This window comes from Paraburkholderia antibiotica (assembly GCF_012927125.1).
GTDB lineage: Bacteria > Pseudomonadota > Gammaproteobacteria > Burkholderiales > Burkholderiaceae > Paraburkholderia > Paraburkholderia antibiotica.
On record NZ_JABBFZ010000004.1, the window covers coordinates 199,938 to 212,961 of the forward strand.

11 protein-coding genes and 1 pseudogene are annotated in these 13,024 nt (G+C 60.8%); 5 read left to right on the forward strand and 7 right to left on the reverse strand.

Annotation, left to right across the window (positions count from 1 at the left end):
• Window positions 1-74: 74 nt before the first annotated feature.
• Window positions 75-962, reverse strand: coding sequence for a LysR family transcriptional regulator (locus tag HHL14_RS09985; protein ID WP_169497439.1), 888 nt, complete (start codon window positions 960-962; stop codon window positions 75-77).
• A 107-nt stretch (window positions 963-1,069) separates the two neighbouring features.
• Window positions 1,070-1,963: a LysR family transcriptional regulator gene (locus HHL14_RS09990; RefSeq protein ID WP_169497440.1), complete on the reverse strand. Its 894-nt coding sequence runs from the start codon at window positions 1,961-1,963 to the stop codon at window positions 1,070-1,072.
• 150 nt (window positions 1,964-2,113) lie between these two features.
• On the opposite strand from HHL14_RS09990, the gene HHL14_RS09995 reads away from it, so the two are divergent.
• Complete coding sequence (locus tag HHL14_RS09995; protein WP_169497441.1) at window positions 2,114-2,911, forward strand: sulfite exporter TauE/SafE family protein; 798 nt, start codon at window positions 2,114-2,116, stop codon at window positions 2,909-2,911.
• 536 nt (window positions 2,912-3,447) lie between these two features.
• Window positions 3,448-4,083, forward strand: a complete 636-nt coding sequence (locus tag HHL14_RS10000; protein ID WP_169497442.1) for a hypothetical protein — start codon at window positions 3,448-3,450, stop codon at window positions 4,081-4,083.
• A gap of 253 nt (window positions 4,084-4,336) precedes the next feature.
• Here the strand turns inward: HHL14_RS10000 and HHL14_RS10005 are convergent, their stop codons facing one another.
• Window positions 4,337-5,203 carry an aliphatic sulfonate ABC transporter substrate-binding protein gene (locus HHL14_RS10005; RefSeq protein ID WP_169497443.1) on the reverse strand — a complete coding sequence of 289 codons (867 nt, stop codon included), beginning with the start codon at window positions 5,201-5,203 and terminating at the stop codon, window positions 4,337-4,339.
• 763 nt (window positions 5,204-5,966) lie between these two features.
• Between HHL14_RS10005 and HHL14_RS10010 the strand changes: the two genes are divergently transcribed.
• The 3 genes and pseudogenes from HHL14_RS10010 (at window position 5,967) to HHL14_RS10020 (ending at window position 8,773) form a co-directional block, all read left to right on the forward strand.
• Window positions 5,967-6,776 (forward strand): helix-turn-helix transcriptional regulator, encoded by an 810-nt coding sequence (locus HHL14_RS10010; protein WP_169497444.1) that lies wholly within the window; start codon window positions 5,967-5,969, stop codon window positions 6,774-6,776.
• A gap of 109 nt (window positions 6,777-6,885) precedes the next feature.
• Window positions 6,886-7,923: a threonine aldolase family protein gene (locus HHL14_RS10015; protein ID WP_169497445.1), complete on the forward strand. Its 1,038-nt coding sequence runs from the start codon at window positions 6,886-6,888 to the stop codon at window positions 7,921-7,923.
• A 224-nt stretch (window positions 7,924-8,147) separates the two neighbouring features.
• Window positions 8,148-8,773 (forward strand): annotated as a pseudogene (locus HHL14_RS10020) (tyrosine-type recombinase/integrase).
• A 145-nt stretch (window positions 8,774-8,918) separates the two neighbouring features.
• Here HHL14_RS10020 and HHL14_RS10025 read toward each other — a convergent pair.
• The 4 genes from HHL14_RS10025 to HHL14_RS10040 all read right to left on the reverse strand — a co-directional run bounded on the left by HHL14_RS10025 (window position 8,919) and on the right by HHL14_RS10040 (window position 12,946).
• Window positions 8,919-9,908, reverse strand: coding sequence for an aldo/keto reductase (locus HHL14_RS10025; protein WP_169497446.1), 990 nt, complete (start codon window positions 9,906-9,908; stop codon window positions 8,919-8,921).
• Between the two features lie 50 nt (window positions 9,909-9,958).
• Entirely contained in the window at window positions 9,959-10,723 is a 765-nt protein-coding gene (locus HHL14_RS10030; RefSeq protein WP_169497447.1) for an SDR family NAD(P)-dependent oxidoreductase, read from the reverse strand.
• A 124-nt stretch (window positions 10,724-10,847) separates the two neighbouring features.
• Window positions 10,848-11,858: an aldo/keto reductase gene (locus tag HHL14_RS10035; protein ID WP_169497448.1), complete on the reverse strand. Its 1,011-nt coding sequence runs from the start codon at window positions 11,856-11,858 to the stop codon at window positions 10,848-10,850.
• Window positions 11,859-12,034: 176 nt separating this feature from the next.
• Window positions 12,035-12,946, reverse strand: a complete 912-nt coding sequence (locus HHL14_RS10040; RefSeq protein WP_169497449.1) for a LysR family transcriptional regulator — start codon at window positions 12,944-12,946, stop codon at window positions 12,035-12,037.
• Between the last annotated feature and the right edge of the window lie 78 nt (window positions 12,947-13,024).

Sequence of the window (13,024 nt, forward strand, 5' to 3'; positions counted from 1 at the left end):
GCGGCGATCGGATCAACGAAACCGGCACGCGTCAGCGCGCCGGTTTTTTTCTGCTTCACCGCTTATTTCACCGCTTAAGCCCGCTTGAACAACTGCCGGGCCAGCGAACACATCAGCGTCGTCGCTGGCGACTCGTCCTGCAGGCGCCGGCTCATGATGATCGGCGACGCCGCACTCGCCGACGGAATCGGCCGATACGCGACGCCATGCGCGCGCAGACCTTCGACGCTTTCCGGCACGAGACACACGCCGACCTGCGCGGCGACGAGGCCCAGCGCGGTCTGCAATTCCCGCACTTCGTGAATCGCCTTCGGCTCCAGCGCCTGGTCGTGCATCGCCGAGATCTGCTGGTCCGCGTAACTCGGCCGCGGCGTGCTCGGATAGACGATCAGCGTTTCCTCGGCGAGCGCCGCGAGCGTCAGCGGCTTCTTCTGCCGCGCGAGCGGATGGTCCTGCGGCAATGCGGCAATCATCCGTTCCTCGACCAGCACTTCGCGCGCAAGCTGCGCATCGTCGAACCGCAGCCGGCCGAAACCGACGTCGATGCGGCCGCCCTTGAGTGCGGCCAACTGCTCGATCGTGAACATCTCGATCAGCGATAGCTCGATATGCGGCGCGGCCTCGCGAAACGAACGGATCACCGCGGGCAGTGCGCCATACAGCGTCGACGGCACGAAGCCGATCACGATGCGCTCGGCCAGTTGCGCGAGCCGGCGCGTCAGCGGCGCGAGTTCGTCGGCTTCGCCGATCAGCCGTTTGGCCTGCGTATAGAAAATGCGGCCGGCCTCGGTGAGCCGCAACGGTCGCGAGCCGCGCTCGAACAGCGGCAGCCCGACGCTTTCCTCGATCTGCTGGATCTGCCGCGACAGCGGCGGCTGCGTCATGTGCAGGCGATTGGCCGCCCGCGTGATGTTCATTTCCTCGGCGACCGCGATGAAGTAGCGAAGTTGGCGAAATTCCATGCATGCCCCTGCGGTGTGGTCGTTTTCTGATCCGTGTCTCCCGTTCCGGCATTCGGGAGGGCATCGAATGATAGCAATAGCGCCGTCGGTCTCCGGTTAAATGCGGGTCAAATGTCGGCCAGGCCGGCCAGATGCCGCACCAGCGCCTTTTCGGCGCGCGGCATCGTCTGCAGATCGCGCATGCAGATCAACAGACGCCGCGTCGCCCATGGATCGCTCAGCTCGATCGTGCGGATGCCCGGCGTGCCGCGATAGCGCTTCGCCGCGGTAGCCGGCACGATGCCGATGCCCGCGCCCTGTTCGACCATCCGGCACACGCCATCGAAGGTGCGCACGTTCGCGCGGAAACCCAGCGTCCGGCCGGCCAGCAGCGCGCGCTCGCCGAGGTAGGTTTGCAACGCGCTGTCGGCAGCAAGGCCGATGAACTCGCGCTGCGTGAGCTCCACGAGCGCGACGCGCCGGCGCGTGGCTAGCGCATCGTCGCGGCTCGTCACCAGCACCAGCTTGTCGACGGCGAACGGCAGCGTCTGCAGCGCGCCATGCTCGACCGCATCGGAGACGATACCGAGTTCCGCCGCGCCGGTCAGTACGGCCTTGATGGTCTCGCTGCTTTGCCGCTCCTTCAGATCGACCTGCACGTTGGGGTGATCGCGCAGAAACGCGCCGATCGCCGACGGCAGGAATTCGGTGATCGCAGCAGTGTTGGTCCAGAGGCGGATACACGCCTTGCGGCCCTCCTGATGCTCGCCCAGCTCGCCCTGCATCCGGTCGATCTGGCCGAGCACGAGACGCGCGTGATGCGCGAGCGTGTCGCCGGTCGGCGTCGATTCGATGCCGCGCCGGCCGCGCTCCAGCAGCGGCATGCCGAGCGTGTCCTCCATGCCGCGCAGCCGCGCGCTCGCGGACGGCAACGACATGTTCGCGCGCGCCGCGCCATGCGTGATGCTGCCGGTGTCGAGGATGTGAAGAAAAAGCCGTAAGTCGACGAGGTCGAAGCGCATAAGAGTTCGGTGCGGGGCAGATCGTGAGAGAGGGCCTTCGATGCCCATTGTGCCTTAGGCTGAACCTAAGTCACGCTATGTATCTTACGCATTGTGAGGCGTGGCGCGGCGACGCAGAATCGGCAGCATCGTTTCCTTTCATCCGTACCGATGATCTCTTCGTTTGCCATTCCGCTGATTGCGCCGCTTACTACGTCGCTCACTACGCCGCTGCTGGCACGCCTCGGCGTGGTCGCCGTGATCTTCGTCGTCGCCGGTTTCGTCAAGGGCGTGACCGGCATGGGGCTGCCGACCGTCGCGATGGGCGTACTCGGCACCTTGATGCTGCCGGCCGAGGCGGCCGGGCTGCTGTTGTTGCCGTCGTTCGTCACCAACGTGTGGCAGCTGTTCGCGGGGCCCGGCGTGCGCGCGCTCGTCGCGCGGTTGTGGCCGATGCTGGCGGGCATCGTGGGCGGCACGCTGATTGCAGCGCCGTTTATTGCGGGAGGCGGTGGCGCCTGGGCGGTCGTTGGGCTCGGCGCGGCGCTCGCGCTGTATGCGGCGGCGGGCCTGCTCGCGTGGCGCTTTCCGGTGCCCGCGCGGCACGAGCGCTGGCTGTCGCCAACGATCGGTGCGGTGACGGGCGTCGTCACCGGCGGCACCGGCGTGTTCGTGGTGCCGGCCGTGCCTTATTTGCAGGGGCTCGAGCTGAGCAAAGAGGAACTGGTGCAGGCGCTCGGCCTGTCGTTCACGGTATCGACGATCGCCCTGGCCATCGGCCTTGCCGGCGCGCATGCGTTTGCCGTCGACGATCTGCGCGCGTCGTTGGCTGCGGTGCTGCCGGCGCTCGCCGGTATGTGGTTCGGTCAACGGGTGCGTGGACGTATCGGCGCGGCGAGCTTCAGGCGGTGGTTCTTCGTCTGCCTGCTCGGGCTCGGCCTTCAATTGATGGCGCGCGCATTCGTTTAACGAAGACGTGATGGCGGTGGATCGCGAAGGAGAGGGATCGTGTGGCCCGGTGTTCTCGACACGCTCGGCGCGCTTGCGGTGCTGGCGAGTGTGACCGTGCAGATCATGTTGTGGCTCAGGCCGTGAGCGGGCGGGGCGGCGTAGTGCGGCGCTGGCAGGCTGATTTCGCGAGGGTTGCGAAAGGCGTGCACGTGGGCTGTTGGCGATGTGTTGCGATGCGCAGGGCGCGATACGATACTGCACGCCTCACGTGTAGAAAGTTGAGCTTGACCGGGCAGACGATGTCAGCTCGTTGAACTCAGTTCAGCCACTCCCTGCCGTTCGATCTTGGCACCTGGATTGCCAACAACCGATTTGCAAGGCAGTGACGGCCGTCATTACTTTCATTGACTGTGCCGCACTCGATCTCGGGATACTGTTTGTCCAACCGGTCGGGAGCGACCTTGTGAATTCGGCCAACAGCAGCCGTTGCCGGATCACCGCTATCTGGCGGCGCAATCGATCAAGAATTGATGTAAGACAGCTCGACTCCCTCAATGAAGCAATCCGAAATCGACCGAGAACTTCGACTGCTGGTAAAGGCAGAAGCTAAAACGAGGCGCTGGAAGTCAGTCGGCACCACGCCTTACTGGACGAATGGCCCTCTTTTCTTCTCCATGACCTTGTCCGCGGGGGCGAAGGAGGGCTCATTTCACTCTTGGCTGCGCTTCAAGTGGCTTGAACTTGATCATCTACTCTGGCGCGTCCTGGGCATGTCAAGAAACGAGAACGCACCCTTCAGTCTTCACGCCAACGGAGCCTTCGTGCTTACCGGTTGGGAAATTCAAAGTTTCACAGTCCGTGATCTCGTGTGGGAACCAGGGCTGCTGGAGCAGCAGCTTGAGATCGCCACCCGACAAGCAGCATCTACGGCGGAAGAGGTAGCGTTGGAGGTTGACTCCTTGGACTCCTACATTCGCTTCCTCGATAGAGAGCACGAAATCTTTATGCAGAAGCACCCCCGTGCGGCGGTAACTGTCTGGAAGGAGCGTCTGCTCGTGCACATGCTGCAAGGAGACAAGAGTTCTGCTGTTGATGTCGCGAGAGAGCGAATCGCCAGGCAAGATTCCGGTGGTTTTTCTTCCGGAGGTAAAACATTTTTCGAGCGGGCGCTTGCCCTAAACGAGGCATGACGCTTAGAGGGCCGCATTGCGAAAGGGCACAGCGCCGGCTTGAACCGTCTCAGTGACTGGTAACAGGCGTCGCATCTTGCTCCCTCGACCGGCCGCTCAGGGTCGAACTGAGCTCGCCAGCGGACTGGGTTCGGCCTGGAGCAGCCTGTCGCGTGCAGCTTGCGGCAGACGTTCGAACGTCTGTTGCTACCTGGGATCGCCCGCAAGACAGTTTGACAAGCGATAGCTGAAGGCGGCCACGTTACCGCTCGGGTCAGCTGGCGATCGGCCAGACGGCGTCACGGACCACGATCGGCTTCGAAATGAAACCGAGCTTCAGGAAGACATCGGCGGTTTCCTGCAACTGAGCGACAACCGCGCGCGTGACAGGCCCCACGGTCAAGTCGCTGCGATCGATTGCGACACGCACTGCATCAACGTCCATGCCGATTGCCGCCGATGTAGCCTCGGCAAACTTGTCGCGATTTTGCGCCGCCCACGTCGTGACGTTCGTCACCTCATCTAAAACCGCGGCGAGAGTTTTGGGATATTTCCTGGCGAATTCGGGAGTCGCTACGTAGACGGAATTGCCATTGACAATGTCCTTCGTGCTGGCGATCGCGTGCGCCCTCTGGACGCGTTCCGCTAATGCAAAGAAGGGGTCGTGGACGACCCAGACATCGATGTCGCCGCGCGAGAGCGCAGCGGAGGCAGCTTTGGGCGACATAAATACGGGGACGATGTCGCCGTAGGTGAGGCCAGCCTTGGCGAGCAATTTCAACAGAACGCTTTGTCCGCTGGTGGCGCGGGCAAAGGCTACCTTCTTGCCCCTGATGTCCGCGAGAGATCGGATTGCAGATCCTTCTCGCACCAGCATCCCATGCGCCGACGCAGGCATACATGCCGCGTAGACAAATTTCGCGCCAGCCGACTGCGCATCGATAGCGGGCACGTCGCCAGCCCAACCGAAGTCAATGGCCCCCGCACCGATCGCGTCCATTATCGCTGGTCCCAGTTCGAATTCAGACCATGTCACGGTTTCGATGCCCAACGGCTTCAATCGCCGCTCGAAAACGGCGTCCTTCTTTGCAGCGCCGAGCAGGCCGGCCTTCTGATAACCCACACGGAATTCGGTCGGCATGGCCTGCGCATAGCTCGGTTGGGTGAGACCTGCGCAAAGAAGCCCAAGGCCGCCTACGACGACTGATCGTCGAGAAATGGGCATGTGATGTCTCCCCTTGCCGAACGAAAGCAATTCCGACACTTTTCGCGCTTGCGCGGAGCGGCTGATTTGTTGGAGCGCACCAACTCGATGCAGCCAGGTCAGGCCCGGCGTGCACGAAGAAAGCTCGCCAAGCCCCGGCGATCGGCCATCTCCCGTGCAGTCGGCCGCGAGCGATTAGCCGGCACCCGACCATGCCTGCGCGGGAGATAGGGTCAGCGTAGGATACTAATCCGGTGGTTTCCAGCACCGATTTTCCGTCAAGGGGTGACCGATAAGCAGTTGAAGGCAGCCACCGCTGTTGTCTTTCGGGGAATGTCCGCAGGTCGACTTCTGCCTTTTGCATGAGAGGCTGCGTTCGCGGCGATCGGCGTGCCCGATCGTCGGGCGCTAGCCGGCCAACACCCGACCTTCGTAGACGTCAGCACGGGGACGTTCGAACGTCGGTTGTAGCGCCCGATGCGGTCCTATTGCGAAAGAGCCCGAATTGACGAAATCAACCACTCGCCACAGCGATTTGATCGCTGAAAAACGGCCAGCGCAAAGCGCTGTGCCGCATCTATTCAATTGACCTCTCTCGTCTGGGGAGGCGCAGACCAAATGAAACTGGGATAATAGGGGTTTCGCGACGCGACCTTCTGGGTTGATCTCCGATGTGTCAGCGGCAGACCGGAGGCACGTTATGCCCGAAGACGTCCAGTACAGTCACCCAAGTGACATCCCCGGATTGACTCTCAGCACGGCCCGGTTTGCCGAGTTTCGGTTCGAGCCCCATTATCATCTCGATTGCCATATCGCGCTGGTCGCGAGCGGCGTGCAGCGTCAATCGTTTCGTGGCGAATCCCTTTTGCTCACCCGTGGTGCCATTCAACTCATGCCGCAGGGGGAAGTCCATGACGGCATCGCCGGCGCCAATGAGTCGTACACCCTGCAAACGTTTCGACTGTCGCCTGCACTGCTCGATGGGTTTGGTGAGGAAATCACCGGGAAGCACTATTTCCCATCGCAGGCCGCCGTGGTACTACAAGACAGCCGTCTGGCAGACGAGTTGCTTAAAGTTCACGTTACCTTGCAACGGGGAACGACCGACCGGATGTTGAACGAAACCTACGTTCTGGAATTGCTGGAGTCGTTATTTGCACGTCTGAAACAGCCCACCCCGCTGACGATCACGGGAAACCTGTCCTCTGAGCAACTTCACGTCGTCAGGGATTTTGTTGAAGCCCATATCTCCGACAAGATCGTTTTGGAAGACCTGTCCCTTCTTATCGGGCTCGACCGGTTTCGCTTTTTGAAGCTGTTTAAGCGAACCGTCGGTATGACCCCTCACGCGTGGCTTTTGCGCCTGCGGCTGGAGAAAGCGATAGCGCTTATCAACGCGAGCAGGAACATGTCGATAACTGAAGTTGCGCACGCTGTCGGATTCTTCGATCAAAGTCACTTCACGCGCACATTCCGCCAAGCCTACGGCGTGACGCCGGCCCGCTTCTGATAGCGGCACAGCAATTTTTTACAAGGCGATTGGAAAGCAGCCCGGTAGCCTGCTGGTTTCAGGCCTCGCTCTCTTCCTGGGCGGCCTTTATCCAAGGCAGAAACCCCGAATGACTACTTTCAGCTTTCTCGACGATTACAGCGAAGGCGCGCATCTCGATATCCTCAGCGCACTCACGGAATCGAACTACGTACAGCAAGCGCCTTACGGCGAAGACACCTACACGGCCGCAGCTACGAGTCGCATCAAGGCCCGCCTGGCAGCCAATTTCGATGGGGCGATCCATTACGTTGCGAGCGGGACGATGGCGAACATCGTTTCGATATCGAGCTGTCTGCGTCCCCATGAGGCCGTCATTGCGGTGAGTTCCGGGCACATCGTGGTGCGCGAAGCTGGGGCCATTGAAGCAACGGGCCACAAACTCATCACGGTTCCCTCCGTCGACGGGAAGCTCACACCTGAGAACATCAAAGTCGCGCTTTCCAGCAACGCCCATTTTCCGCACATGGCGAAGCCGCGGCTCATTTACATTTCCAACGCAACCGAAACAGGCACTGTCTATACTCTCGCCGAACTGCGGGCAATATCAGCGCTCGCAAAACAACGCGGGCTAATCCTGTTTCTCGACGGCGCGCGGTTGGGTGCGGCGCTGGCATCGAGCAAGAACGACGCGACACTGGCGGACATCGCGTCACTCGTTGATATTTTTTGGATCGGTGGCACCAAGGTGGGCGCGCTGCTAGGTGAAGCTATTGTCATTTGCAATCCGGCCTTGAAAGACGATTTTGCGTTTCATCTCAAGCAGCGCGGCGGGATGTTGGCAAAAGGTCGATTGCTGGGCATCCAGTTTCAGGCGCTATTCGGAACCAGGAATCTCTTCCTCGAAAATGCAAAGCACGCCAATGCAATGGCGGCAAAGCTCGCTGCTGGAATCGTGGCACGCGGTTACACGCTGGATTCGGAAACGGCCACCAATCAAGTGTTTCCGGTCCTGCCGGACTCCGTCATTTCCACGCTCCAAAGCTACTTTTCTTTTTATGTTTGGTCGAATGCAGGCAACGATCGTTCAGTGATTCGTCTCGTAACGTCTTGGGCCACCAACGAAAATCAAGTCGATGCGTTTTTGGCACGGCTTCCCCAACATTGAACGCACAAGAGTAGATGACCGCTTCCTCGCTCGCACACCAACGCCAAAGGGCGAATGGCGACATCGTCTAACAAACCCAGCTCGCGAAATCGAATATGGGGCGGCGGCTGTACTCCAGTAACGGTCGTTGAGGCGACAACGGTCTCGACGGCTGCTCCGGGTCGGGCAGCGTCCCTCCACGATCGGCGCAGACTGTTTCTCCTTCCGTTGAAAGGAGAAAAGCCATGGAAGCGATTGATGTTGTTGGCGTGCACCGCGTGCCGTGGAACAAGGGCAAACTGACGGGTCAGACACCGCCGCTGAAACTCAAGGAAATCTGGGCAATTCGTATCCGCCTCCAGCTAGCGGCAAAGACTCGGAGCTCGCGATGTTCAACCTCGCGATCGACAGCAAACGTCGAGCGTGCGATCTCACAAAATTGCGAGTGTCCGATATCTGTCTTGGCTCTCGGGTGGCGCCCCGGGCAACCGTTATGCAGCAGAAGACTCAGCGGCCGGTTCAGTTCGAAATCACTGAGCAGACTCGCGCAAGTGCTGAAGCGTGGATCCGAGCGGCGGGACTTTCGTCGGGCGACTATCTGTTCCCGAGCAGGATCCACGGCTCGCCGCATCTCTCGACGCGTCAGTACGCTCGACTGGTCCATCGCTGGATCGGATCGATTGGCCTCGACGATACGGCTTACGGAACGCATACGATGAGGCGAACAAAGGCGTCTCTTATATACCGGCGCACCAAGAATTTGCGGGCGGTTCAACTGCTGCTAGGGCACACCAAGCTCGAAAGCACCGTACGGTATCTCGGCATTGAGGTCGACGATGCACTTGAGATGGCGGAACAGACCGAGGTGTGAAGGCAGAACGCCGGGCAACGATGGGACGCTGTCCGGTCACAATCCGACATTCGACTGCCGAAGGTGAACGGCTGTTTTCCGGCGAGCAAAAGACACCAGATATCTCTCTGCGACAGCGGCGACACTCCCAACAGGTAACAGCGCGCTATAGACCTGACAGCCTCATCATCGCCTCGGGATATCGGGCGCCCTGAACCTCGATTTCAGACGCGACAGATTGAATTTCGTCCAGATCCGCCGCACTCAGTTTTATCTTGAACGCGCCGAGATTCTCGTCGAGGCGCTCGACCTTGCGCGTGCCGAACAGTGGCACGATCCAAGGCTTCTGCGCCAGGAGCCATGCAAGGGCGATCTGTGCCGGTGTCGCCTCGTGCCGTTGCGAGACACTGCGTAGCAATCCAATCAGAACTGCGTTGGCCTTTCGGGCCTCAGGTACAAATCGCGGAATCTTGCTGCGAAAGTCGTCACTGCCAAGATGCGTTGCCTCCGTGATCTTTCCTGTGAGAAACCCCTTACCCAAGGGACTGAACGGTACCAGGCCTATGCCAAGCTCTTCGAGCACGGGAATAATCTCGGCTTCCGGCTCCCGGGTCCACAGCGAATACTCGCTCTGAAGTGCTGCAATGGGCTGCTCCGCGTGGGCACGCCGGATCGACGTCACGCCCGCTTCGGACAAGCCGAAATATCGCACCTTCCCCTGGCGGATAAGATCCTTGACCGTGCCCGCGACCTCTTCCATCGGGACTGCAGGGTCCACCCGGTGCTGATAGAGAAGATCGATGTAATCCACATTGAGCCGTTTCAGGCTGCCATCGACTGCAGCCCGGATGTGTGCAGGCCTACTGTTGACGCCACCGTGATGAACGCCGGTATCAACATCGACATCCCAGCCAAACTTGGTTGCAATCTTCACCCTGTCCCTTAGCGGTGCAATTGCTTCTCCGACCATCTCCTCGTTGGTGAAGGGCCCGTAGACCTCCGCGGTATCGAAAAAGTCGACACCGCGTTCGATTGCTGTCCGGATGACCGCAATCATTTCAGTGCGATCCGGGATGTCTCTGGCGACGCCATAGCCCATACAGCCCAGTGACAGCGCCGACACTTCCAGGCCTTGGCCCAGCTTGCGTTTTTCCATCTCTTCTCTCCTTCAACCCAACTGGCGTGGGTTTCTCAGCGCAGAACTTCTTATCGCATGATGAAGCCGCCGTCGATGGAAATGGACTGACCTGTCACATAGCTCGATGCTTCGCTACACAACCACAAAACGGCATCGGCGATTTCCTCCGGACGTCCGTGACGGCCCATCGGAATGGTGGCTGCCATGGCTTCGAGTGCCGCCCCCTGGCCACCCGCGACCATCTGGTCCGCCATGGGAGTCCAGATCAACCCGGGGCAGATGGCATTGACCCGGATACCCTGCGCCGCATATTCGAGCGCCGCGCTCTTTGTGAGCCCAAGCACGCCATGTTTCGCCGCGTGGTAGGCGCCTCGCTCCGCACCGCCGACAAGACCGCCGAGCGACGAGCAGTTTACGATTGCACCGTTCCCCTGTTTTCGCATCTGCTGCAACTCGAACTTCATGGAGCTCCATACGCCGCGCAGATTGATCGACATCACGCGGTCGTAATCGTCGCGCGGAGAGTCGGCCGTTTCAGCGAGAATGTTCTGTACCCCGGCGTTGTTATAGGCGACATCGAGCCGACCGAACGTCGACACGGTCTGCGCGACCATGGCTTCCACCTGGACGTCGTCGGATACATCGCACTGCACGGCGAGGGCCCTCGCCCCTAGCTCCTTCAATGCATCGACGGCAGACTGCACTGCGTCGCGGTTCCGGTCTGCCAGCACGACCGCGGCTCCCGACAAGGCGAACGCCTTTGCCGTCGCGAGACCGAGCCCGGAGCCCGCACCCGTGACGAGTGCAACCTTGTTTTCAAAAGTGATGTTCAAGATGTTTTCCTCCGACCTCTACGGATACGGGGCTTCAACAATGATGTGAGTCGCTGCCGACCCTGACTCGCACCTGCACGTGTTGGGCATTCGCCGCGTTCGCGACGATTCACGCGCGGACGGGTCAACCGACGCGGCGGCCTTCAACCGGATAGTTGGGATCCGTATAACCTGGTGTCGATGCATGGCCGGGAGGAACCAGACTGTCGACAAACTTCTCGTCGTCCGGTCCCAGTTGCAGCGTCAAAGCGTCCATGTAGCTATCCCAGTGCGCTTCCGTGCGCGGCCCGGCGATTGCCGAGCTGACCAGCTGGTTCCGGAGCACCCATGCGATTGCGAACGCAATCGCATGGGTGCCGCGCGCGGCGGCGTGCGCCGCGACGTTTTGCGCGATGGCGAGCGACTCAGGACGCCACTCGGTCTGCTGGATGCGTTTGTCGCCACGCGCAACGCGCGAATCGGCCGGGGGCGCGCCATCGGGCGAGTATTTGCCGGTTAGTACGCCTCGCGCGAGCGGGCTGTAGGGCACGACGCCGATGCCGTAATGGCCGGCTGCAGGCATCAGTTCTAGCTCGGCGGTACGGTCGACCAGGTTGTAGACCGGCTCGATCGCCACGGGTCGATCGATGCCCATCTGATCGGCCAGGCGCACGATTTCCGCGACACGCCACGCACGGAAGTTGGAGAGACCGAAGTAACGCACCTTGCCCTGGCGGATAAGATCGCCGATGGCACGAACCCCTTCTTCGAGCGGGGCCTCAACCAGGGAGCGATGAAAATAGAGAACATCGATGTAGTCGGTGCCCAGGCGCTTCAGGCTGGCGTCGACCGTCTGGCAGATCCATTTGCGCGACTGCCCCTGCTCGTTCGGGCGAGCGTTCGCCGAAGCCGGATACCCGAACTTGGTCGCCACGACCCAGTCGTTGCGCCGCTCCGCGATTGCGCGCCCAACAATTTCCTCGGATCGACCCGCGTGATAGACGTCGGCAGTGTCCACAAAATTGATTCCCTGATCGTATGCCTTGTCGATGATCCGGCGCGAGCCTGCTTCATCCGTTTCGCCGCCGAACATCATCGTGCCCAGACACAGGGGCGAAACTTTCAGGGCGCTTCGCCCTAGGTGTCGGTAGTGCATGCTCATCATCTCCATACAGGCAGTGCCTGCGGTTAGCGTTGCGTGCACATCGTGAAGGGACGTGCTCACTGGCGCGTTTCGCGCCGTCCGTATGGAAAATGATAGGGCAGGGGTTTCTAGCGATAAAGCATGTAAAACGGCAAAACCTCATGAAGTGAATTCATGAATAAATTTCGTTACCCGTGGTCAGGATCACCCTTGCGATAGCGGATCGCGTCGATCACGACGGTCATCGCGCGCGAGAACTCGCGTCGGGTTGCATAGCACGCATGCAGGCCCGGGAACGTGGGACACCAGTCATCCAGCACTTTGACGAGGCGCCCCGCTTCAACGTGCGGCTGGGCAAGGTCCGCGGGAACATAGGCGAGGCCATAGCCCGACAACGCCGCAGCCAGCATCTGGTAGGTGCCGTTGAAAGCGAGCTGGCCATCGACGCGAACCTGCACCTCGCGACGGCCTTTCTTCAACTCCCACGAGTAGAAGCTACCTAAAGTCGGTAAGCGAAGATTAATGCAGTTGTGTGCGGTGAGGTCTTGGGGCTTTTTGGGCGACGCGCGCGTCTTCAGGTATTGCGGCGTGCCGACAATCGCCATGCGCATGGCCGGCGCGAGGCGAACGGCGATCATGTCCCTGGCGACCTGATCGCCGTGTCGAACCCCGATGTCGAAGCGGTCTGCCACGATATCCGAGAGGCCATAGTCGGTGATGATTTCCACCTTGAGGTCCGGATAGTCATGCAGGACCGGCGCCAGCCTGGGCCACAGGATCGTCTCTGTCGCGTGGTCGGTTGCGGTAATGCGAATCGTGCCCGCAGGTTTGTCGCGGAACTCCGACACGGCCGCCAGTTCTGAATCGATCTCTTCGAAACGCGGTGCGACGGTCCGGATGAGCCGCTCGCCAGCCTCAGTTGGTGCCACGCTGCGCGTCGTGCGGGTCAGCAGCCGCATACCGAGCCGCGCTTCGAGCGCCCGGATGGTATGGCTCAGGGCGGATTGGGATACACCGAGCTGCGCGGCGGCACGCGTGAAGCTGCGCTCGCGCGCGACGGCGATAAGTGCAAGTAGGTCGTTGTAGCTTTCGCGTCGCATTGATGAACTCACTTCATAGGTGTTTGCCGATTCTAGCCTCTAGTCGCAGACAGCGGGGCGCGATAGATTTCAGCCAAA

Bases quoted from the DNA above. Each gene is read 5' to 3' on its own strand.
- HHL14_RS09985 (WP_169497439.1), bottom strand. From the start codon at position 962: ATGGAATTTCGCCAACTTCGCTACTTCATCGCGGTCGCCGAGGAAATG.
- HHL14_RS09990 (WP_169497440.1), bottom strand. From the start codon at position 1,963: ATGCGCTTCGACCTCGTCGACTTACGGCTTTTTCTTCACATCCTCGAC.
- HHL14_RS09995 (WP_169497441.1), top strand. From the start codon at position 2,114: ATGATCTCTTCGTTTGCCATTCCGCTGATTGCGCCGCTTACTACGTCG.
- HHL14_RS10000 (WP_169497442.1), top strand. From the start codon at position 3,448: ATGAAGCAATCCGAAATCGACCGAGAACTTCGACTGCTGGTAAAGGCA.
- HHL14_RS10005 (WP_169497443.1), bottom strand. From the start codon at position 5,203: ATGCCGACCGAATTCCGTGTGGGTTATCAGAAGGCCGGCCTGCTCGGC.
- HHL14_RS10010 (WP_169497444.1), top strand. From the start codon at position 5,967: ATGCCCGAAGACGTCCAGTACAGTCACCCAAGTGACATCCCCGGATTG.
- HHL14_RS10015 (WP_169497445.1), top strand. From the start codon at position 6,886: ATGACTACTTTCAGCTTTCTCGACGATTACAGCGAAGGCGCGCATCTC.
- HHL14_RS10025 (WP_169497446.1), bottom strand. From the start codon at position 9,908: ATGGAAAAACGCAAGCTGGGCCAAGGCCTGGAAGTGTCGGCGCTGTCA.
- HHL14_RS10035 (WP_169497448.1), bottom strand. From the start codon at position 11,858: ATGCACTACCGACACCTAGGGCGAAGCGCCCTGAAAGTTTCGCCCCTG.
- HHL14_RS10040 (WP_169497449.1), bottom strand. From the start codon at position 12,946: ATGCGACGCGAAAGCTACAACGACCTACTTGCACTTATCGCCGTCGCG.